Here is a 21,981-nt window from a genome sequence, read left to right as displayed (position 1 = left end):
ACCATTCATAAGAAGAGTTCGTCAACAATTTTTCGTTTTAAGTTGTTGAGCTGAAACAGTCTATCCCCAGACTGTTTCACTCCCACCCCCGCACAGCTCAAACTGTCTGGGAGACAGTTTGAGGTTGGAGATGAAGCGAACTCTGTTCGCATCAGTCGTATAGGCCCCAGATTTGGAGTGTAAAATGCGAATTGCTGAGATTTGCTTCGCAAATACTATCTCCAACCTTTAACAGTCCACTGGACTGTTAAACCCAATCAACCACTGCGCTGAGATGTTGACACTAACTTTGAGAAGCGGTGCTGGGCTTTTTGCCCAGCCTTTTCTTTTTACTTGAATGAAATTGTTTGAATTTTTCTGATAACGGCAAATATTCTGATAATTGTTGAAATTTTATATATTTTTTGCTATACTGAAAGCAATTACAGAGTAAAGAGGAAAATATGACAACATTATTAGAGAAGACACGGAATATTACTTCTATTTTGAAGCGTTCCGAAGAGCAATTGGCAGAAGAATTGCCCTACAATGCCATTGCTGAGCATTTATCAGCTATTATTGACTGCAACTCGTGCATCATTAATAGTGAAGGTGAAGTTTTGGGATACCACATGAACTATGAGACGAACAATGATCGTGTGGAAGAATTTTTCCAAAACAAACAATTCCCAGAAGGATATGTAAAAGCAGTTGCGCAGGTTTACGATACGCAGGTTAATTTGCCTGTCGAGAGCGAGTTGACTGCCATCCCTGTCGAATCACGATCGACTTATCCAAACGGGCTGACAACGATAGCGCCTATCCACGTAACGGGGATTCGTTTTGGTTCGCTTATTATTTGGCGGAATAATGAGCAGTTTCACGATGATGATTTGATTTTGGTTGAGATTGCGGCAACAGTAGTTGGTATTCAGTTACTTAATTTCCAACGGGAAGAAGACGAGAAGAATATCCGTCGTCGTGCGGCAGTTAATATGGCAGTAAATACGCTATCTTACTCAGAAATGAAGGCAGTTGCAGCTATTTTGGGTGAATTGGATGGCAATGAAGGGCAATTGACTGCTTCTGTGATTGCAGATCGTATCGGTATTACACGCTCGGTTATTGTGAATGCACTGCGTAAGTTGGAGAGTGCAGGGATTATTGAAAGTCGTTCTTTGGGAATGAAGGGGACTTATTTGAAAGTTCTCATCCCAGCTATTTTTGATGAAATTAAGAAATGTGACTACTAAAATGACAAAAGCATTGATTTCGATTGATTATACAATAGATTTTGTGGCAGATGAAGGAAAGTTGACTGCTGGAAAATCAGCTCAGGCTATTTCTGGACGAATTGCTCAGGTTACGCAAGAAGCTTTTGAAAATGGAGACTACATTTTCTTTGCGATTGATGGTCATGAGGAGGGGGATGAATTTCATCCTGAAGCTCAGCTTTTCCCAAGTCATAATATCATTGGGACGCAAGGGCGTGACTTGTATGGTCCTTTAGCAGATTTTTATCAAAAACATAAAGGGCATGCGCGTGTTCGTTGGATGGATAAACGTCATTATTCTGCTTTTTCTGGGACAGATTTGGATGTTCGACTAAGAGAACGTGGTGTAGATACGGTTGTCTTGACGGGTGTTTTGTCTGATATTTGTGTTCTTCATACAGCTATTGATGCTTATAATAAGGGGTATCGTATTGAGGTGGTCTCATCAGCCATTGCTGCATTGACGGAGGAGAATCATCAGTTTGCTCTTAACCATTTGCGTCATGTACTCGGTGCGACAATCATTGATTAATAGTATAGTGACCAGTCTGTGGACTGGTTTTTCGTTTTTCTCCAACAGGAATGTATTATTAACACTCTTCGAAAATCAAACTCAGACCTTGTTGACTTAACTTGTAAAAGAAGCGGTGTGATTGACCATGATAAATTTATCAAAATGCTTTACATAGGTGATTACTTGGTGTATAATATAGTCTGTGTGTAATGGACGCACAAAAATACAGTTTATCCGCTGGGTTTAAAAGCACCTAAGATTGACAAAGATAGGAGAATAAAATGAATCCATTGATCCAAAGTTTGACAGAAGGTCAACTTCGTACTGATATCCCTTCTTTCCGTCCTGGTGACTCTGTTCGTGTTCACGCTAAGGTTGTCGAAGGAACTCGTGAGCGTATTCAGATCTTCGAGGGTGTTGTTATCTCTCGTAAAGGTCAAGGTATCTCAGAAATGTACACTGTCCGTAAAATCTCTGGCGGTGTAGGTGTTGAACGTACATTCCCAATCCACACTCCACGTGTTGATAAGATTGAAGTAGTACGTTACGGTAAAGTACGTCGTGCTAAATTGTACTACCTACGTGCATTGCAAGGTAAAGCAGCACGTATCAAAGAAATCCGTCGTTAAGATAGTCCTACAGACTATTTTAGTCGGAGAATGGGGGGCAGCGAAAGCTGTCTCTTTTTTTAAAAAAATCTGTTGAAAAAGTACCAAATTGTGAAAGCAGTGGTAAAATGGATTGTTTTTGTGTATCTTCCATGAAATAATATGTTATACTATATATTATTGAAGCTAGTATAGAGGAGGTTGAGGATGAGCGAACAGTTTATTCCATCTGTTTTATCAGATTTACGGCAGGATATTGTTCAGATGCCAGAGGTTATCAAGGAATGTAGTGGAATTCGTATTTATGGTCGTCGCATTCGTTCAGTCTTATTTACAACGGATGTGTCTATTATTGCCAATCACAATGCAGATGCTATTTTGGCTGTTTATCCATTTACGCCCAGTCCAGCTATTATCAAAAGTATTATGTTGGTTGCGTCAGTTCCAGTCTTGGCTGGTGTTGGTGGAGGCTTGACGACAGGTATGCGTTCAGCTAATATGAGTCTATTGTCTGAGTCGGAGGGAGCATACGCTGTTGTGGTAAATGGACCAACGGATGTAAAAACAATTGAGGCAATCAATAAGGTAGTAGATATTCCTATCATTTATACCGTTGTTTCTGAAAAGTCTGATTTAACCTCACGGATTAAAGCTGGAGTAGATATCTTAAATGTTTCTTGCGGTATAGAAACGCCAAGGGTTGTGAAGAAGATTCGAGAAGCTTTCCCTGACTTTCCAATTATTGCGACTGGTGGACCGGCTGAGGACTCTATTCGGCGGGTTATCGAAGCTGGAGCCAATGCTGTCTCCTATACAGCACCAAGTAATGGGGAGCTTTTTAAAGGTAAAATGGAAAAATACCGCAAACATGCAAAGGATTAGCTCATAAAAAAGATAGGCTAAGCAAACAGTAAGTTTTATTGCTAGATGAAACTTGCTGTTTTTTATCGTTTTATGGTGTGAGATTAGGAATACTTCGCAATTTAAAGAACGGATTTTTAGGAGGAAATTGGTAACATATTAGGTCATTTCTACCTTTGTCTGGGGCTGGAAATATGGTATAATGAGAAGATAGATTTCCATTAGGAGGAAAGTAAGAATGAAGATTTCTGAAGCTGAAGTCCGTCACGTTGCCAAGCTGTCTAAGCTGGAATTTTCGGACCAGGAAACAGCGGAATTTGCGACAAGTTTGAGCAAGATTGTCGACATGGTTGAATTGCTCAATGAAGTAGATACGACAGGTGTTGCGGTAACGACCACTATGGCCGACCGTAAGAATGTCTTGCGAGCAGATATTGCCCAAAAAGGGGAGAGCCGTGAGGAGCTCTTTAAAAATGTGCCTGAATCACAAGATAACTTTATCAAGGTACCAGCTATTCTAGACGGGGGAGGAGATGCCTAATGACGTTTAACAATAAAACCATTGATGAATTGCACGACCTCCTTGTCAAGAAGGAGATTTCGGCTACGGAGTTAACCAAGGCAACTTTGGAAGACATTAAGAGCCGTGAGGGAGCAGTGGATGCTTTCTTGACTATTACAGAAGATGTAGCTTTGGCGCAGGCTGCTGCCCTTGATGAAAAAGGGATTGATGCGGACAATGTTATGGCAGGGATTCCTTTGGCAGTCAAGGACAATATCTCTACTAAGGGGATTTTGACCACGGCAGCTTCAAAAATGCTCTACAACTACGAGCCGATTTTCGATGCGACATCAGTTTCCCAAGCCTATGCAAAGGATATGATTATTGTCGGTAAGACAAACATGGATGAGTTTGCTATGGGTGGTTCTAATGAGAACTCTGCCTTCAAACCGACCAAAAATGCTTGGGACCAGACAAAAGTTCCTGGTGGTTCTTCAGGTGGTTCGGCAGCTGCAGTTGCTGCTGGTCAGGTCCGTTTGTCACTGGGGTCTGACACAGGTGGTTCCATTCGTCAACCAGCAGCCTTTAATGGTATCGTCGGTATGAAACCGACCTATGGAACGGTGTCACGTTTTGGTTTGATTGCCTTTGGTTCATCTCTTGACCAGATTGGTCCATTTTCACAGACGGTTAAGGAAAATGCCCAGTTGCTCAATGTTATTTCTGGTCATGATGTCAAGGATGCGACATCAACTATCAATGAAATTGCTGACTTTACTAGCAAGATTGGTCAGGACATTAAAGGCATGAAAATTGCTTTGCCGAAAGAATACATGGGCGAAGGGATTGATCCGCAGGTCAAGGAAACCATTCTCAAGGCGGCTAAGCACTTGGAAAGTTTGGGGGCGATTATCGAAGAAGTCAGCCTGCCACATTCTAAGTATGGGGTTGCTGTTTACTACATTATCGCATCATCAGAGGCATCTTCTAACTTGCAACGTTTTGACGGAATCCGTTATGGTTTCCGTGCAGAAGATGCGACCAACTTGGAAGAGATTTACGTGAAAACCCGTAGCCAAGGCTTTGGTGAGGAAGTCAAACGCCGTATTATGTTAGGTACATTTAGCTTATCATCAGGTTACTACGATGCCTACTTCAAGAAGGCTGGCCAGGTGCGGACCTTGATTATCCAAGATTTTGAAAAAGTCTTTGCGGACTATGACTTGATTTTGGGACCAACTGCTCCGACAGTTGCCTTTGGTTTGGATACGCTCAACCATGACCCTGTGGCTATGTACTTGGCGGACTTGCTAACAATTCCTGTCAACTTGGCAGGTCTTCCAGGGATTTCGATTCCGGCTGGTTTTGTAGAAGGCTTGCCAGTTGGTTTGCAATTGATTGGTCCAAAATATTCAGAAGAAACTATCTACCAAGTGGCTGCTGCCTTTGAAGCGACAACAGACTACCACAAGCAACAACCAGTGATTTTTGGAGGTGCTAACTAATGAACTTTGAAACGATTATTGGTCTAGAAGTCCATGTGGAGTTGAATACCAACTCGAAAATTTTCTCACCTTCATCTGCTCATTTTGGTGAGGATCCAAATGCTAATACCAACGTGATTGACTGGTCCTTCCCAGGTGTCCTTCCTGTCCTTAATAAGGGTGTTGTGGATGCGGGGATCAAGGCTGCCTTGGCTTTGAACATGGACATTCATAAGGAAATGCACTTTGACCGTAAGAACTATTTCTATCCTGATAACCCTAAAGCCTATCAGATTTCCCAGTTTGACGAGCCGATTGGCTACAATGGTTGGATTGAGATTGAGCTAGAAGATGGCTCAACCAAGAAAATTCGTATCGAGCGTGCCCACTTGGAAGAGGATGCAGGTAAGAATACCCACGGTACAGACGGCTACTCTTATGTGGACCTCAACCGTCAGGGCGTGCCATTGATTGAGATTGTGTCAGAAGCTGATATGCGTTCGCCTGAGGAGGCCTATGCCTACTTGACTGCTCTCAAGGAAATCATCCAATACACTGGCATTTCAGATGTCAAGATGGAAGAGGGGTCTATGCGCGTGGATGCCAACATTTCCCTTCGCCCCTATGGTCAGGAGAAATTTGGGACCAAGACTGAGTTGAAAAACCTCAACTCCTTTAACTATGTGCGCAAGGGCTTGCAGCACGAAGTAGAACGTCAGGCCAAAATCTTGCGTTCAGGTGGTCAAATCCAGCAGGAAACTCGCCGTTACGACGAATCTACTGGTGAAACCATTCTCATGCGTGTCAAGGAGGGGTCAGCGGACTACCGTTACTTCCCAGAGCCGGACCTACCGCTCTATGAGATTGACGACAGCTGGATTGAGGAAGTGCGTGCAGAATTGCCAGTCTTTCCAAAGGCTCGCCGTGCCAACTACGTGGAAAACTTGGGCTTGACCGCCTACGATGCTGGTCAGTTGACGTCAACTAAAGCTCTGTCTGACTTCTTTGAAGCAGCCGTGGCAGCAGGTGGCGATGCCAAACAAGTGTCCAACTGGTTGCAGGGTGAAGTGGCTCAGTTCCTCAATGCAGAAAGCAAGACCATTGAGCAAATCGCCTTAACACCTGAAAACTTGGTTGAGATGATAGCCTTGATTGCGGATGGTACTATTTCATCTAAGATTGCCAAGAAAGTCTTTGTTCACTTGGCTAAGGAAGGCGGCTCTGCTAAGGCTTATGTTGAGAAGGCTGGTTTGGTACAGATTTCAGACCCAGCAGTCCTCATTCCGATTATCCACCAAGTCTTTGCGGATAATGAAGCGGCTGTAGCTGACTTCAAGTCTGGCAAACGCAATGCGGACAAGGCCTTTACAGGTTTCTTGATGAAAGCAACTAAGGGACAAGCTAACCCGCAAGTTGCACAACAACTTTTGGCACAGGAATTGGCTAAGTTGTTGGATTAAAATTGAATAGAGGAAAACCGCTAGGATGTTTGTATCTTAGCGGTTTTTACTGTTACTTGTAAACTAGGTGCTTCTATCTTATTTTTATGCTATATTTAAAAAACGGTATAAAGTATTAGAAGGTAGCGCGAGCATTGACTGTTAAAGGATAGTTAGCTAATACTCTTCGAAAATCAAAATCAGATGTTGTTGACTTGATTTGATGAGTGAAAGGCTCCAGTGGAGCCTTTCAGCCTGTTACCTTGAAACAAAATAGTAACAGGGTTCTATCTGCTGAGTAGAAACGAACTACGTTCGCTCTATCTCCAACCTCCAAAGGTTCCCCAAACCTTTGGAGCTAGTCTGATTTTGATTTTCATTGAGTATAAAATGAAAAAATATCATCACTATAGAAGAGTTGTAATTTTTTTATGGTTTCTCAAAGATTTCGGGAATATTGCACTATTCCAATAATTTTTAGGAATGAATATGTTATACTAGATGGGTAGAAAAGTGAAGACGGTGGCTCTTGATTTTCTGAAAGTGAGGTGATGCCTATGGGCAATTCATCAAAATCTGACGGAAAGGAGGAGCATCTTTTGACAGCTTTTGAAGTTGTGCAAACTATTCTAGGCTTTGGTAGTTTTACTATTGCATTGATTGGCTTGTGCTATAAAATCTTCAAAGATGGTGATAAAAAATAACCCGTCCCCACTTTTGATCGAGTTGTTGGACGAGTTATAGTCTAATATATGGTCACCGTCTTAAACGGTTCTACATGGGGTTGGTTTGCAGACCAACCCCTTTTCTATCTCTATTATATCAGATTACTTATAAAATACAAATAATCTGTTAATTTTAGTGATTAGCTTACTTTACCTAGTTTATGTCAAGCTTTCGTAGTAGGTTCTGCCTTATTTTTTGTATTAGTCTGATTTATAGTTTTTGTGCCAGACTAGAACTTACTTTAACGTTAAAATAGGTCTTCGCCTGTTTTATTTAATTTATGACAGTTGTAGATAAAGGCTTTGATGAAATTCGAATAATAATTTTGGTCAATAAATTTAGCACTTTCCAAGTAATTTAACATATTTTTAGCGAGTTCGATAGCTTCAGTCTTATTCCAGCGGAATTGATTGTAGATATGTTCTACCTCAAGGAACATGAGAGGTATAGCTAAATAACCACGTTCAAATGTTTGAAGCTTTTTCACTTCTTTAATAATGTTATCAGCCCTTAGATGATACCCTTGTTCGGAAAAGTGTTTGGCTGTGAAGGTCAGTCCATTTAAAATACGAATATAGGTGTCCGTATCTGCACTTTGTTTGTACATAACCAGAAGCTGTTTGGACATGTGCTCCACCAATTCGAGGGGACAGTGATTGACGATACGACAGTATAATTCCAGCTCGGAACTAGTAAAGGTCTCAAGCTTCATCAGGTGATTGATAACAGGCTGGATTTTTTCGACGGTTTCTTCTGACTTCGCAATCGTTGGATAATGACCAAGCTTGATTATCTTTAATAATATGTCTGCCTGTGTAGGATTGTCAGTTAGGTATCGATCAAATAATTTTTCGTATTCAGGAAGATAGCGAAATATGTCTTCTTCATTTGTGATATGTTTGGAAAATTCGTAAGCAGGAAATTCTATGCAATCTCCGCCATTATCTGCAAATGCAGCTGCAAAGTCCTTCCATTCTAAGCCGAGCACAATCAATAAACGGTTAAAGTTTTCAAGGGAAATTCCCTTCTCTCCCTTTTCAAAACGACTCAGAAATTGCGGTGATACAATCGTAGAAGCAGCCTCTTTTAAGCTGAGCCCTCTTTTCTCTCGTAATTGTTTAAAGGTTGGTCCAAACGGGTATAGATTCGACATAATGTTCCTTTCAATCTTTTTTTAGATTAGTATACTTAAAACTAGGATAAAAATCTACAAAAAGATGACCTATGGGTTCAAAAAAAAAAATACATTGTTTTTCGATGCTATTTTGCAATATTGAACCTATAGTTTTCTATAGAAATAATTGTAAGGAAGTTTATGGTATACTTTAAAAATATAGAGCACAAATCGCTTGATATACTACATATATCAAGGTTTGACTTTACAGTCAAACCAATCCTAACAGCAACTCAGGAGAAAACTATGAACAAAAAAACACTTAAAACTCTAGCAACAGGTGCTGCTATCACCCTTGCAACCGTTGGTGCGTCTAACGTATCAGCAAATACACAATATGGAATTCAATTAAACCGTGTTACTGGTGAATGGCAAACTGTCAACAATGCTACAGGTGAAATTGTAAAATCTGTACCAAATGAAACTTATTCTTCTTATGAAGAAGCTGAAGCATCATTAATGGCATCAACTGTTGAAACACCAGTTACAACTGAAACACCAACAGCGGAAACAACTGTTGCTGAAACACCTAAAACATCAGCTGATGTTAAACCAGCTCTTGACGCACAACAAGCTGTTGTTGATGCTACTGCTGCTGAAGCTAACCAAGCTCAAACTGATGCAGATGCAGCTAACCAAGACGTTACCACTGCTCAAGCAGACGTTGATACTGCAACCCAAACTGTCAAAGACGCTGAAGCAAATACCGTAAACGCAACACCAGAAAACATCGCAGCAAACCAAGCTGACCAAACAGCTAACCTTGCTGACCAAGCTGCAAACGCTACTGAAACAGATGAAGTCAACGCTGAAATTGCTGACCAAACTGGTAAAGTCGCAGACGCTCAAACTGCTGTTGATACTGCTCAAGCAGAAAAAGACGCAGCTGATGCTACTGTCACTGCTAAAGAAGCTGATGTAAAAGCAGCACAAGACGCCCTTTCTGGTACTGGTCTTGCTGAAGCTCAAGCTAACCTTGATAATGCAAGCGAAGCTGTTACAGATGCTAACGCTAACGTTGATACTGCAACCCAAGCCTTTGAAGACGCTAAGAAAGCTGACGCAGACCGCGATGCAAAAATCAAAGCTGCTGAAACTGAGGTTGCTGTAAAATCAGACGCTGTTGATACAGCAAAAGCAAAATTGACAGCTGCTCAAGATGAGTCTAAAACAACAACTGACGCACTCAATCAAACAAATGACGCTGTTAAAACTGCAACAAATGCTTTGGCAAATGTTGATGTTGTAACAGTTAACGTTGATTCAAACTTCAAATCTGATTTGGATAACTGGAAAAAAGACCCATCTGAAGACAATGCAGATTTCTTGAAAGATTCAGGTTTCAATTCAATTTCAGCCTCAACTCTTAAAGTAGGAGCTGATGACGCAAAATCTGCCGTTGATGTTAACAACTTGACCAAAGACAACCAATTGGATATGTCATTCATCTACGTTGATGCTGTAAACCAATTGCGTAAACAACTTGGTATTCAAACAGTTGCGACTGTCACAGACAATGCTATCACAATCGCACAAAACCGTGCCAACCAATATAAACAACGTGGAACAGACCCAGTAACAACTGGTCACATTCCAGGAGCAATTGAAAACCTTGCACGTCTTGGTTCAATTGACACTCTTAAAACTGTTGAAGATATCAAAAATGCAGCATGGCAAGCATTCCTTGCAACATCATTTGATGACAGCAAATCAAATTGGAATCACTTGACTCCAAACATGTATGCTAACGGTGGTATCGGTCTTTCAATTGCAAACATCAATGGTCAATACTGGCTCGTTGCTGTATTGGCAAATGACGGCACCACAATCACCAACCCTAACGACCCAGCTACTCTTCAAGCCGCCCTTGCTAAAGCTCAAGCAGACCAATCAGCAGCACAAGCCGCATCTGATACTGCTCAAGCAAATCTTGTAAAAGCAAGCTCAGATTACGCTAAAGCTCTTGAATTGAAAACTCAAGCAGAGAAAACTCTTGCTGATGCTACTGCAACACCGCTTCAAACACAGGTAGTAGAAAATAACCTACGTCTTGCAACCATTGCTCTTCAAAACGCTGAGGCTCGCAAGGCAGATGCACAAAAAGCAGTTGACAACTTCTCAGCTGATTTGGCAACTAAGAAAGCTGCACTTGATACAGCTAAGGCTGAACTTGCTCAAGCACAAGCTACTGCTACTGCAAAAGCTGAAGCTCTTGAAACAGCTAAAGCTAACCTTGCTACACAACAAGCAACACTTGATAGCTTGAACAAAGACAAAGCAGCTCTTCTTGCAGAAAAAGACCGCTTGGTTGAAGAAGCAAAAGCACTTGCTACTGAGTTGAAAGGTTATCTTGAAGCACCAGCAATTCTTGCTAACGCTCAAGCAACACTTACTGAAAAGCAAGCGGCTCTAACTGAAGCACAAGCTAAAGCTGAAACAGCACAAAACAAACTTGAAACTGTTACTGCTAAACTTGCAGCAGAAGAAAGCAAATTGGCAGAACTTCAAGCAGAGTACAACAAACTCAAAGACCTTGAAGACAAAGCAAAAGACAATGTGATTGCAACACTTCCAGACGGAACAATCGTTGCAGTACCAAAAGATGCTCCAACTGCTGTTGAAAAACCAGCTATCAATATTGATGCAGTCAAAGACGCTATTACCAAAGGTCAAGATGTGAAGGTTGTTGACGGTAAGGTTGTGGTGACGAACCCACAAGCAGGTGTCACCGTCACACCACAAGGTATTACTTACTCACGTGCAGAACGTGCGAAAGCACTACCTCAGACAGGAGAACAAGAAAGTATTCTAGGCTTGGTAGGTCTTGCCATGATGTCAACGCTTGGCTTGGCAGGAGCAAGAAGAAAGCGTAGGGGTTAAACAATGAAAATTATAAAGACAATTTTCAAAACCTACTGGAACATTTCAATGTTTATTGTCCGTTTAGTAGCACCGCTTTTTAACTATATTGAAAGAGAATTGTTTAAAACATTAGGAACGATGGGACCAAGCGGATCAGTACCTGTTGATAAAGATCTACTTAACGGAGCTGCTGCGGAGCAGGAAGAAGCACGACGAAAGATGCTTGATACAAAGCGACAAGCTCAGATAGCAGAGGAACGTGCAAGACAAACACGACACCATCAAGACCAAATGCGAGCAGCACAAGCAAGAGCTGATGCTGATAGAGCTAGAAGGCAATACTAAATAAAAAAATCTTCTTACTTAGTTGTAGGAAGATTTTTTTGGCTTCCCAAAACTTATTGAAAAGACTACGCTATTTCAACAAGTTTTGGGAATGAAATATGTTATAATAGATGAGTAGAAAAGTGAAGACGGTGGCTCTGAATTTTCTGAAAGTGAGGTGATGCCTATGGGCAATTCATCAAAATCTGACGGAAAGGAGTAGCATCTTTTGACAGCTTTTGAAGTTGTGCAAACTATTCTAGGCTTTGGTAGTTTTGCTATTGCATTGATTGGCTTGTGCTATAAAATCTTCAAAGATAATGACAAAAAGAAATAACCGTCAAACTTTGGACAGTAACGGTTATTTCTAAATAATCTAAACTAAGCCACCGTCTTTTTAACGGTTCTACATTTGGGGCTGGATTGCCGTCCAGCTCCTTTTTCTATATCCATTATAACAGATTACTTGTAAAATGCAAATAATCTGTTAATGTTGGCTATGTGCATGTGCTATGCAAATTTTAGTACAAGTTTTACAAGAAGTTTAACATTTTTAATACTTATTGAAAAGCCGTACTCGGTATCAAACCACTTGTATAAAATTCAATATAAGTAACGGAATGATGGAAGATTTCCTTATCAATCAGAACTCTCGCGTATTACCAGCTGGGTACCTAGTTTAATCTTACGGGGATGGTGGGGCTGCGGACTAGCAATCACACGGTCTAGCAGCTGCATGGCTTCTTGCCCCATTTCTTCGGTGAAGACGCTGATAGAAGACAAGGCAGGATAGACCTGACGGGTGATGGCTGTATCGTTAAAGGTGATGAGTTGGACTCTATCGGGCACTGCGATTTGACGCTCTTGTAAAGCACGCAGGGCACCGACTGCCAGGGTATCATTTGCCATGAAAAAGGCAGGTGGTAGCTTGTCACCTAGGTCCTCAATAGCCTGGCTCATCAGCTCATAGCCCGACTGGGTGGAGAACTTTCCTTGGTAGATATAATTTTCTTGGAGAATGCCCAAGGTGTCTAGGTAGTCACGAAAGGCAGTCAGGCGGGGGTCTGTTGGCAGTTGGTGTCCGTCTGTGGTTTCTTCCTGTCCGACCAATAGGCCAATGTCTGTCAAACCTTGCGAATGGAAGTGGTCAATAACTGTCTGAACAGAGTGTTCAAAGTCAGTCGTGACGCAGGAGAATCCCTCGGTCAGCGTATCAGAGTCTACAAAGATCAGCTTGGAAGACAAGTTGGTCAGCTCTGCTATTTGCCCAGAAGAAAACTTACCAACCGCGATGATGCCGTCCAATCCTTGAAGGAGGGGATTGGTCAAGTCGTTGAAGGAGCGGATGATTTGATAGCCGAGAAGGCTGGCGGTCTGCTCGATGCTGGCCCGAATGGAGTAGTAGTAGAGGTCGGCTAGCTCTTCGCTTTCAGTGTACCATTGGACAATGCCGATGGTGCCTTTTTGTTGAGGAGCTTGTTTTTTGAGGTGTTTGGTGTAGCCCAGGTCCTGTGCCAAGTTGAAAATGCGGTCGCGGGTTTCTTGGCTGACGGATAGGGTCAGGTCGCCCTTGAGTACGCGGGAAATGGTGGCGGATGATAATTGAGCCTTTTCAGCGATGTCTTTAATGGTAACCATGATATTCTCCTATCTATTTGTATCTAGTATAGCACAAATGCTAAAATTAGTAAATTTTTAGTAAAAACATTGACTTTTATATTGTTAAGTTGTACAATAAAAGAAAACGATTACAATATCAAGGAGGTTCCTATGAACACAGAACAACTCAAGCAAGCCTTTCTCGATGTGTTTGGCCAAGAGGCAGATGCGACTTTCTTCTCACCTGGTCGGATTAATTTGATTGGTGAGCATACAGACTACAATGGTGGTCATGTCTTTCCAGCAGCCATTACCTTGGGAACTTACGGAGCTGCTCGCAGACGTGATGACCAAGTTTTGCGCTTTTATTCCGCAAACTTTGAAGAACTTGGGATTATCGAAGTGGACTTGAACAATCTGGTCTTTGATAAGGCAGATAACTGGACCAACTATGCCAAGGGTGTTCTCAAGTTCTTGCAAGAAGCAGGGCACAGCATTGATACAGGTATGGAAGTCTTTGTTTACGGTAATATTCCAAATGGTTCAGGCTTGTCTTCATCAGCTTCCTTGGAACTCTTGATCGGCATTATCGCAGAAGAATTGTACGGTCTTGAGTTGACTCGTCTTGATTTAGTGAAAATCGGTAAGCAGACGGAAAATCATTTTATCGGTGTCAATTCTGGTATTATGGACCAGTTTGCGATCGGTATGGGAGCAGACCAACGTGCCATTTATCTAGATACCAATACGCTTGAATATGAATTGGTACCGCTGGATTTGGGTGACCATGTGATTGTCATCATGAACACCAATAAACGTCGTGAATTGGCGGATTCTAAGTACAATGAACGCCGCGCGGAATGTGAAAAAGCAGTGGAAGAATTGAATGCAGTCTTGACTATTCAAACTCTGGGAGAGTTGGATGAGTGGACCTTTGATCAATATAGTTATTTGATTAAGGATGAAAACCGCCTCAAGCGTGCCCGCCATGCTGTCTTAGAAAATCAACGGACCTTGCAGGCCCGTAAGGCTTTAGAAGAAGGGGATTTGGCAACCTTTGGTCGTTTGGTCAATGCTTCTCATGTTTCTTTGGAGCATGATTATGAAGTGACAGGTCTGGAATTGGATACCTTGGCACATACTGCTTGGGAACAAGAAGGGGTTCTTGGTGCTCGGATGACAGGAGCTGGCTTCGGCGGCTGTGGTATTGCCATTGTCCACAAGGATAAGGTTGAAGCCTTCACGGAAAATGTCGGCAAGACCTATACTGAAGTGGTTGGCTATGAACCAAGCTTCTATGTAGCGGAGATTGCTGGAGGCTCTCGCGTTTTATCTCGAAAATAGATTGGAGAAATGATGGCTGGATTGGTGGATCGTTTTGTTGAGCAGGTTATTGCCAACAGTGATTTTGAGGAAATGGATGCTATCTACTTGCGAAATCGGGTTTTAGCCTTGGTTGGGGACCAAGTTTTGACTGTCCAAACAGAACTAACAGACTTGATTGAACTCAAGGATGAGCTCCTAGCTCAAGCGGTGCGAACTGGTTTTGTGGGAGAAGTGCTGGAAGAACAGGACATGGTTGGGGCTTGTTTGATGGATTTGATAACCCCAAGTCCAAGTCAGGTCAATAGTGATTTTTGGCAGACCTATCAGGAAAATCCAGAACAAGCTGTGGCAGAGTTTTATGCCTTGAGTAAGCGCAATGACTATATCAAGATGGCTGCGATTGCGAAAAATATCTATTATCCAGTTTCAACAGAGTATGGGGATTTGGAAATCACAATCAATCTGTCTAAACCGGAGAAGGATCCCAAATCTATTGCGGCTGCGACGAAGGCTGAAGCAAGCAATTATCCCAAATGCCTACTCTGTATGGAAAATGAGGGCTATCAGGGACGGATTAACCATCCAGCACGCGCCAACCACCGTATTATTCGCTTGGATCTTGGTCAAGAAAAGTGGGGCTTCCAGTATTCACCCTATGCTTACTACAATGAACATGCTATTTTCCTAAATCAGGAACATGTGCCCATGGTTATTAGTCCGCGAACATTTGAGCAGCTCTTGGACTTGCTGGACATCTTTCCAAATTATTTTGTCGGTTCCAACTCAGACCTACCAATCTCGGGTGGTTCTATCTTGACCCACAATCACTATCAGGGTGGGCGGCACAGTTTTGCTATGGAAAAGGCTCCGATTGAGCACCAGCTGGTCTTTGCTGGCTTTGAGTCCGTATCTGCTGGCATTGTCAAGTGGCCTATGTCGGTCATCCGCTTGAGTTCCGCAGATAAGTCATCGCTTCTTGGTTTAGCGACTAAGATTTTGGAAAAATGGCGGAGCTACTCAGATGATAGAGTTCAGATTAAGGCTGAGACGGATGGAACTCCCCATCATACCATCACCCCGATTGCTCGGAAACGAGGGGACTTGTACGAGCTGGATTTGGTTCTCCGCGATAATCAGACCTCAGAAGAGTTTCCAGATGGCATCTACCATCCACACCCAGACGTCCAACATATCAAGAAAGAAAACATCGGCTTGATTGAGGTCATGGGCTTGGCGATTTTGCCACCGCGCTTAAAGGCAGAATTGGCTGAAGTCAAGAAATACCTACTGGGTCAAGCTAGTCAGGTAGCTGACTATCATCAGCCTTGGGCAGACAGCTTAAAAGCAGAACATCCAGTTGTGACAGAAGAGACGGCTGAAGAGGTCATTCGAGCATCCGTCGGACAAATCTTTGCCCGTGTCCTAGAAGATGCAGGTGTCTACAAACGTACTCCAGAAGGACAGGAAGCCTTTATGCGATTTGTAGAGTTTGTGGGTCTCAAACAATAATGACAGCAAAGAGTGGGACGGTGTCCTGCTCTTTTGGTATAATGGAAGTATTCACTATGTGAGAAGGAGATAGGATGACAGAAAAAAGATTGGGAACCTTGATAACTTTAGTTGCAGGGATAGCTTGGGGACTTTCGGGGGTAAGTGGGCAGTACTTGATGTTACGTGGTGTATCAGTGGATATGATTACCTCCCTTCGGTTGATGGTATCCGGTGTTTTCCTGCTCGGGCTAGCCTATATAACAGCCAGAGAGCAGTTGATTAGGGTCTTAAAGAGCAAACAGGCTTTGTTGGGCATTTTTGTCTTTGCCATGCTTGGTTTGGTACTCAATCAAATGGCCTACCTTCAAGCGATTTACTATACAAATGCTGGAACAGCTACGGTTTTACAATATCTTTGTCCTGTCTTGGTATTGGCCTATACTTGTTTGAAAAATAGGGAAAAGCCATCAGGAATTGAGTTGGTATCGATTGTTTTGGCTGTAGCAGGTACATTTTTAATTGCAACTCATGGCAAATTGGATGAGTTGGCTGTGACACCAATTGGTTTGTTCTGGGGAATCTTCTCTGCCTTTACCTATGCACTCTATATTATTTTGCCAGGAAAACTGATTCGTCAAAACGGCAGTATGGTGGTGATAGGGCTGGGCATGCTGATGGGCGGCTTTGTGGTTACGCTTGGCTTACAAACTTGGCAGGGCAATCTACCGCTTGATGGTGGTAGTCTATTGGGCTTACTGGGGATTGTCGGAGTCGGAACCATATTTGCTTATACGGCCTTTCTCAAAGGGGTCAGTATGGTTGGTCCGGTAAATGGAAGTCTATTAGCTTCTATCGAGCCAATCGCCTCCGTATTTTTTGCGGTCTGGTTGGTCAATGAACGTTTTTATCCGATTGATTTTCTGGGCATGGCCCTGATTTTATCAGCAGTCCTTCTCATATCATTAAAGGATGTCGTTATTTCTGAAAAGAGTATTGGTTAATATACTCTTTTTTGTTATACTTAAGAAAAAGACTTCGAGAGGAATGACCATGATAAAAGAATTTTGTTCTGAAAACCATATAGATGTTGCTAAAGCTATCTCAATGGGGGCCCAACGGATTGAACTTTGCGATAATTTGGCAGTCGGGGGGACGACACCGAGTTATGCTGTAATCAAATATGTTTGTCAACTGGCGCATGAGCAGGATGCAACAGTCATGACCATGATTCGCCCTCGCGGTGGAGATTTTTGCTATGATGAGGCAGAGGTTGAAATGATGGTTGAAGATTGTAAAGCAGCGATTGAACTGGGGTCAGATGGTCTGGTTTATGGTTTGTTAACCGAGGAAAATTGGTTGGACGAACCAGCCTTGGAAAGACTGTTTGCTGTTTCGCAGGACTGTCAGATTGTCTTTCACATGGCTTTTGACCAAATTCCTCGCGAACGCCAATTCGAGGCTCTTGATTGGCTGGCAGCTCATGGTGTGACACGGATTTTGACAAGAGGCAGTTTGACGGGGTCTGCCTTGAACAATGTGGAATGGTTACAGGAAATTGTCGCCTATGCACAAGGTAAAATTGAAATCTTGATTGGTGGTGGCTTGACGGTGGACAATGTACCTGATTTGTTAGAAAAATTGCCAGTTGACCAGGTTCATGGAACCCGTTTGTTTTGGTAGCTATGAATTACTTGTATTCATATACTTGGTGTAAATATGTAATAAAAGTTGAAAAGGTTTACAATTTCCCCTTATCTTGTTACAATAAGAATATCAAACATAGGGGGGAAGAAATCTATGACAATCATTGAAAGAGCTGATAACTTAGAACGTATCATCTTGCCAGAAGGTTACTATGAAACTCTCGCTCAATATGTTCAAGCTGGGAAAACAGGTTTTGATTCTGAACTGGAAAAACTGGGTGAGCAGGGGCTAGACATCAATGTCTACAAGGGTTCTGAGCAGGATAGGGAGATTATTCTGGAAGATATAGAGAATTTGCCTCAAGAGATCCGTGAAGAGTTAGCTCGCTTTGCTGCGAATTTGCTCAATCCATTGCGGGAACAGTTGGGAACTGTGGCTGTGGAGGTGAGTGATTTGGCCTTGGATTATGCGGTTAGTTTGGCTCAATCCTTGAGTAGCTCCCTCCGTTATCACAACTATGATAGCTTGATTGCTATTGCTCAACTTAAGGGTGTCGAACCCAAAGGCAAGGACTGTCTAGCCTTTTCAGAATATCGAGAGACTTATACGCTTTATGATGCCAAAAAATTGGTTTACAAGGCTTTGATTTGGCGCCTCTTTGATGATAGTCATGCGAACTATGGTCATGCGACGACGATTTTAGGCATGGATGAGGATGATTCTGGTGTTGAGGAAATTGGGTTTGCCTTCTCGAAATATTCACTGGATATTGATTGGTTGTTGACCCATATGATTTTCATTCCTAAGGATTGGATTTTAGAAGGTAAATAGGTTCGTAGAATAGGCACTCGGTTCCACCGGGTGTTTTCCTTTTGGCTATCTATTCGCTTTTTTACTAGAAAAATGGTATAATTGTCTGATAAAAAACTTTGGAGACGACAGTGAGTTTAGAAAATTACATGCCGGATTTTGCCTTGGAAAAGGCTTATGACGTGACCGTCGAAAGCTTGAAAAAACATGGCATAAAAGTAGTGTTTGTTGACTTGGATAATACCTTGATTGCTTGGAACAATCCCGATGGTACGCCAGAGATGCGCCAGTGGTTACAGGATTTACAGGCCGCAGGCATTCCCGTTGTGGTGGTTTCCAACAACAAATACGAGCGGGTCAAGCGAGCAGTTGCACCTTTTGGGATTGAATTTGAAGCCTTCGCTCTCAAGCCCTTCACCTTTGGGATTAACCGTGCTTTGAAACGCTTTGATGTCCAGCCGCATGAGGTGGTTATGATTGGGGATCAGTTGATGACAGATATTCGGGCTGCTAAGCGAGCTGGTCTCAAGTCTGTCTTGGTCAAACCCTTGATAAAGACGGACTCTATCAATACGCAGATTAACCGTTGGCGTGAGCGACGGACCATGAAAAAAATCATCGCTAAATATGGAGCGATAGACTACAAGAGGGAGATGTAAGTGGAAGAATTATTTTGTATCGGCTGTGGTGCCCAGATTCAGACGCTAGACAAGGCTGTCGCTGGATTTACACCTCAATCAGCCCTAGAAAAAGGCTTGGAAACAGGGCAACTCTACTGCCAACGTTGTTTCCGTTTGCGCCATCACAATGAGATTTCAGATGTCAATATCTCGGATGACGATTTCCTGAAACTCCTCCATAGCGTAGGAGAAAGTGATGCCTTGGTGGTCAATGTCATTGATATTTTTGACTTCAATGGATCGGTTATTCCAGGTCTACCTCGCTTTATTTCTGGAAATGACGTGCTTTTGGTCGGCAACAAGCAGGACATTTTACCCAAGTCTGTCAAGACAGGCAAGGTTACTCAGTGGTTGACTGAGCGGGCACATGAAATCGGCATGCGACCAGTTGATGTTGTCTTGACTTCAGCCCAAAACAAGCAGGCTATCAAGGACTTGATTGAAAAGATTGAACAACACCGCAAGGGACGGGATGTCTATGTGGTCGGCGTGACCAACGTCGGCAAGTCAACCTTGATTAACGCTATTATTCAAGAAATCACAGGGGACAAGGATGTCATAACGACTTCACGTTTCCCTGGAACAACGCTGGATAAGATTGAAATTCCTCTGGACGATGGTTCATACATCTATGATACGCCAGGAATTATCCATCGTCACCAGATGGCCCATTATTTGACGGCTAAAAACCTCAAGTACATCAGCCCTCGCAAGGAAATCAAGCCAAAGACCTATCAGCTCAATCCAGAACAAACCTTGTTCTTGGCTGGTCTGGGACGATTTGACTTTGTGGCTGGTGAACGCCAAGGCTTTACGGCCTTCTTTGACAATGAGCTCCAACTCCACCGCACCAAACTGCAGGGAGCTAGTGAGTTTTATCAGAAACATGCGGGCTCACTTTTAGCGCCACCAACCAGCAAGGAATTGAAAGAATTTCCTGAATTGGTCCGCCATGAATTTACCATCAACGAGAAGACGGATGTGGTCTTCTCAGGTCTTGGTTGGATTCGTGTCAATGAAAAGGCCAAGATTGCTGCCTGGGCACCTAAGGGTGTGGATGTGGTGATTCGCAAGACGATAATTTAGATGGGTGTGCTGGTTACATTTGTTAGCCAATAAATATAGAAACATAGGAAAAATAGATGTCATTAACTTCAAAACAACGTGCCTTTTTGAACAGTCAGGCACATAGTCTCAAACCCATCATTCAGATTGGGAAAAATGGTCTCAATGACCAGATTAAAACCAGTGTTCGTCAGGCGCTGGACGCGCGTGAATTGATCAAGGTGACCTTGCTACAAAATACGGATGAAAACATCCACGAAGTAGCTGAAATCTTGGAAGAAGAAATCGGTGTGGATACGGTCCAAAAAATCGGTCGCATCTTGATTTTATTCAAACAATCTAGCAAGAAAGAGAACCGTAAAATTTCCAAACAGGTCAAAGAAATCTAAGAAGGAGAGCCTATGGCTATTGAACTCTTAACACCCTTTACCAAGGTTGAATTAGAGGTTGAAAAGAAAGAAACCAATCGCAAACAAGTGGGGATTCTGGGAGGGAATTTTAACCCTGTTCACAATGCTCACTTGATTGTGGCAGACCAGGTCCGTCAACAGTTGAAGCTGGATGAAGTCTTGCTCATGCCAGAATTCATTCCGCCTCATGTGGATAAAAAAGAAACCATTGACGAATACCATCGCTATTCCATGCTCAAGATGGCTATTGCAGGTATTGACGGCTTGGGGATTGAAACCATTGAACTGGAACGCCGTGGTGTCAGCTATACCTACGACACAATGAAATTGTTGAAAGAAAAAAATCCTGATACGGATTATTATTTTATCATCGGTGCAGATATGGTAGACTACCTTCCAAAATGGCACAGGATTGATGAATTGGTCCAGATGGTGCAGTTTGTTGGTGTCCAGCGTCCTCGCTACAAGGCGGGGACGTCCTATCCGGTTATCTGGGTAGATGTGCCCTTGATGGACATTTCATCCAGCATGGTACGGAACTTTATCAAGCAAGGACGGGTACCGAATTTTATGGTGCCTCATGAAGTTCTGGACTATATCGAAGAAAAAGGACTTTACCAATGATTGCAGCAGATTTGACATTTGACCGTCAGGATCTTTTGGAAAAAATCCGTGCGGCCATGAAGCCAGCACGCTTCCAACACGTCTTGGGTGTGGAGCAGGCAGCACTTGCCTTGGCAGATCGATACGGCTGTGATCCGAAAAAAGCCAGTCTGGCTGCGCTTTTGCATGACTATGCCAAGGAAGTGGAAGACCAAGTCTTTCTGGACTTGATTGCCAAGTATGATTTGGATAGGGACCTGCTCAACTGGGATAATAACATCTGGCACGGTGTGGTTGGGGCCTATAAAATCGCAGAAGATTTTGGTTTGGAAGATGAGGAAATCTTCCAAGCCATTCAACGCCACACCATTGGTGCAGGACAGATGACCTTGCTGGACAAGGTGCTCTATGTGGCGGACTACATCGAACCCAATCGGGATTTTCCCGGGGTGGAAGAGGCACGTCGTATCGCAAAAGAGTCCTTGGACAAGGCAGTAGCCTATGAAACTGCCCAAACCATTTCCTACTTAGCCAAGAAGGGGCTTCCCATTTATCCACAAACTTTGGAAACCTATAATGGCTATGTTGTTTGGTTGAAGGAGTAGA

At 42.8% G+C, this 21,981-nt stretch carries 22 protein-coding genes and 1 pseudogene; 21 read left to right on the top strand and 2 right to left on the bottom strand.

Annotated features, from left to right (window positions below; genetic code table 11):
* Window positions 1–443 precede the first annotated feature (443 nt).
* The 8 genes from codY (at window position 444) to K6969_RS09925 (ending at window position 7,365) form a co-directional block, all read left to right on the top strand.
* Window positions 444–1,232, top strand: a complete 789-nt coding sequence (gene codY / locus K6969_RS09960) for a GTP-sensing pleiotropic transcriptional regulator CodY (RefSeq protein WP_171943179.1) — start codon at window positions 444–446, stop codon at window positions 1,230–1,232.
* A 1-nt stretch (window position 1,233) separates the two neighbouring features.
* Window positions 1,234–1,785 (top strand): cysteine hydrolase family protein, encoded by a 552-nt coding sequence (locus K6969_RS09955; protein ID WP_024377635.1) that lies wholly within the window; start codon window positions 1,234–1,236, stop codon window positions 1,783–1,785.
* A 263-nt stretch (window positions 1,786–2,048) separates the two neighbouring features.
* Entirely contained in the window at window positions 2,049–2,396 is a 348-nt protein-coding gene (rplS, locus tag K6969_RS09950; RefSeq protein ID WP_024376329.1) for a 50S ribosomal protein L19, read from the top strand.
* Between the two features lie 186 nt (window positions 2,397–2,582).
* Window positions 2,583–3,257, top strand: a complete 675-nt coding sequence (locus tag K6969_RS09945; RefSeq protein ID WP_171943178.1) for a hydrolase — start codon at window positions 2,583–2,585, stop codon at window positions 3,255–3,257.
* Between the two features lie 217 nt (window positions 3,258–3,474).
* Window positions 3,475–3,777: an Asp-tRNA(Asn)/Glu-tRNA(Gln) amidotransferase subunit GatC gene (gene gatC, locus K6969_RS09940; protein ID WP_011921930.1), complete on the top strand. Its 303-nt coding sequence runs from the start codon at window positions 3,475–3,477 to the stop codon at window positions 3,775–3,777.
* Window positions 3,777–5,243 carry an Asp-tRNA(Asn)/Glu-tRNA(Gln) amidotransferase subunit GatA gene (gatA, locus tag K6969_RS09935; RefSeq protein WP_171943177.1) on the top strand — a complete coding sequence of 489 codons (1,467 nt, stop codon included), beginning with the start codon at window positions 3,777–3,779 and terminating at the stop codon, window positions 5,241–5,243. Before gatC ends, gatA begins: the two co-directional genes overlap by 1 nt.
* On the top strand, window positions 5,243–6,682 hold the full coding sequence (gene gatB, locus K6969_RS09930; protein WP_105100381.1) for an Asp-tRNA(Asn)/Glu-tRNA(Gln) amidotransferase subunit GatB: 1,440 nt from the start codon (window positions 5,243–5,245) through the stop codon (window positions 6,680–6,682). Before gatA ends, gatB begins: the two co-directional genes overlap by 1 nt.
* 530 nt (window positions 6,683–7,212) lie before the next feature.
* Window positions 7,213–7,365 (top strand): putative holin-like toxin, encoded by a 153-nt coding sequence (locus K6969_RS09925; RefSeq protein WP_073259299.1) that lies wholly within the window; start codon window positions 7,213–7,215, stop codon window positions 7,363–7,365.
* A gap of 269 nt (window positions 7,366–7,634) precedes the next feature.
* On the opposite strand, the gene K6969_RS09920 is transcribed toward K6969_RS09925, so the two are convergent.
* Complete coding sequence (locus K6969_RS09920) at window positions 7,635–8,540, bottom strand: helix-turn-helix domain-containing protein (protein ID WP_105148869.1); 906 nt, start codon at window positions 8,538–8,540, stop codon at window positions 7,635–7,637.
* A 267-nt stretch (window positions 8,541–8,807) separates the two neighbouring features.
* On the opposite strand from K6969_RS09920, the gene K6969_RS09915 reads away from it, so the two are divergent.
* From K6969_RS09915 to K6969_RS09905, 3 genes and pseudogenes are all read left to right on the top strand, one after another.
* Complete coding sequence (locus K6969_RS09915; RefSeq protein WP_171942951.1) at window positions 8,808–11,441, top strand: SEC10/PgrA surface exclusion domain-containing protein; 2,634 nt, start codon at window positions 8,808–8,810, stop codon at window positions 11,439–11,441.
* Between the two features lie 3 nt (window positions 11,442–11,444).
* Window positions 11,445–11,768 (top strand): hypothetical protein, encoded by a 324-nt coding sequence (locus tag K6969_RS09910; RefSeq protein WP_024376444.1) that lies wholly within the window; start codon window positions 11,445–11,447, stop codon window positions 11,766–11,768.
* A 160-nt stretch (window positions 11,769–11,928) separates the two neighbouring features.
* A pseudogene (locus K6969_RS09905) lies at window positions 11,929–12,084 on the top strand (putative holin-like toxin).
* Window positions 12,085–12,386: 302 nt separating this feature from the next.
* Here K6969_RS09905 and K6969_RS09900 read toward each other — a convergent pair.
* Window positions 12,387–13,385: a LacI family DNA-binding transcriptional regulator gene (locus tag K6969_RS09900; RefSeq protein WP_171942952.1), complete on the bottom strand. Its 999-nt coding sequence runs from the start codon at window positions 13,383–13,385 to the stop codon at window positions 12,387–12,389.
* A 132-nt stretch (window positions 13,386–13,517) separates the two neighbouring features.
* On the opposite strand from K6969_RS09900, the gene K6969_RS09895 reads away from it, so the two are divergent.
* The 10 genes from K6969_RS09895 (at window position 13,518) to yqeK (ending at window position 21,980) form a co-directional block, all read left to right on the top strand.
* On the top strand, window positions 13,518–14,690 hold the full coding sequence (locus K6969_RS09895) for a galactokinase (RefSeq protein WP_171942953.1): 1,173 nt from the start codon (window positions 13,518–13,520) through the stop codon (window positions 14,688–14,690).
* Window positions 14,691–14,699: 9 nt separating this feature from the next.
* Complete coding sequence (gene galT / locus K6969_RS09890; protein ID WP_171942954.1) at window positions 14,700–16,181, top strand: UDP-glucose--hexose-1-phosphate uridylyltransferase; 1,482 nt, start codon at window positions 14,700–14,702, stop codon at window positions 16,179–16,181.
* A gap of 74 nt (window positions 16,182–16,255) precedes the next feature.
* The gene (locus K6969_RS09885; RefSeq protein ID WP_171942955.1) at window positions 16,256–17,164 is read left to right on the top strand and encodes a DMT family transporter; all 909 of its coding nucleotides are present in this window, start codon (window positions 16,256–16,258) and stop codon (window positions 17,162–17,164) included.
* A 49-nt stretch (window positions 17,165–17,213) separates the two neighbouring features.
* Complete coding sequence (locus K6969_RS09880; RefSeq protein WP_171942956.1) at window positions 17,214–17,843, top strand: copper homeostasis protein CutC; 630 nt, start codon at window positions 17,214–17,216, stop codon at window positions 17,841–17,843.
* A gap of 117 nt (window positions 17,844–17,960) precedes the next feature.
* Entirely contained in the window at window positions 17,961–18,638 is a 678-nt protein-coding gene (locus K6969_RS09875; RefSeq protein WP_171942957.1) for an SEC10/PgrA surface exclusion domain-containing protein, read from the top strand.
* A 110-nt stretch (window positions 18,639–18,748) separates the two neighbouring features.
* On the top strand, window positions 18,749–19,276 hold the full coding sequence (locus K6969_RS09870; protein ID WP_321537401.1) for a YqeG family HAD IIIA-type phosphatase: 528 nt from the start codon (window positions 18,749–18,751) through the stop codon (window positions 19,274–19,276).
* Entirely contained in the window at window positions 19,277–20,383 is a 1,107-nt protein-coding gene (yqeH, locus tag K6969_RS09865) for a ribosome biogenesis GTPase YqeH (RefSeq protein ID WP_171942959.1), read from the top strand. It begins immediately after the preceding gene.
* Between the two features lie 56 nt (window positions 20,384–20,439).
* Window positions 20,440–20,751 (top strand): ribosome assembly RNA-binding protein YhbY, encoded by a 312-nt coding sequence (gene yhbY / locus K6969_RS09860; protein WP_004195298.1) that lies wholly within the window; start codon window positions 20,440–20,442, stop codon window positions 20,749–20,751.
* Between the two features lie 12 nt (window positions 20,752–20,763).
* Window positions 20,764–21,396 (top strand): nicotinate-nucleotide adenylyltransferase, encoded by a 633-nt coding sequence (locus K6969_RS09855; RefSeq protein WP_099871226.1) that lies wholly within the window; start codon window positions 20,764–20,766, stop codon window positions 21,394–21,396.
* Window positions 21,393–21,980, top strand: coding sequence for a bis(5'-nucleosyl)-tetraphosphatase (symmetrical) YqeK (gene yqeK, locus K6969_RS09850; protein ID WP_171942960.1), 588 nt, complete (start codon window positions 21,393–21,395; stop codon window positions 21,978–21,980). The genes K6969_RS09855 and yqeK overlap by 4 nt, the downstream gene beginning before the upstream one ends.
* Window position 21,981 lies beyond the last annotated feature (1 nt).

Origin of the sequence: Streptococcus suis (assembly GCF_019856455.1) — a bacterium.
GTDB lineage: Bacteria > Bacillota > Bacilli > Lactobacillales > Streptococcaceae > Streptococcus > Streptococcus suis_AE.
This window is presented reverse-complemented; position numbering and strand designations above follow the sequence as displayed.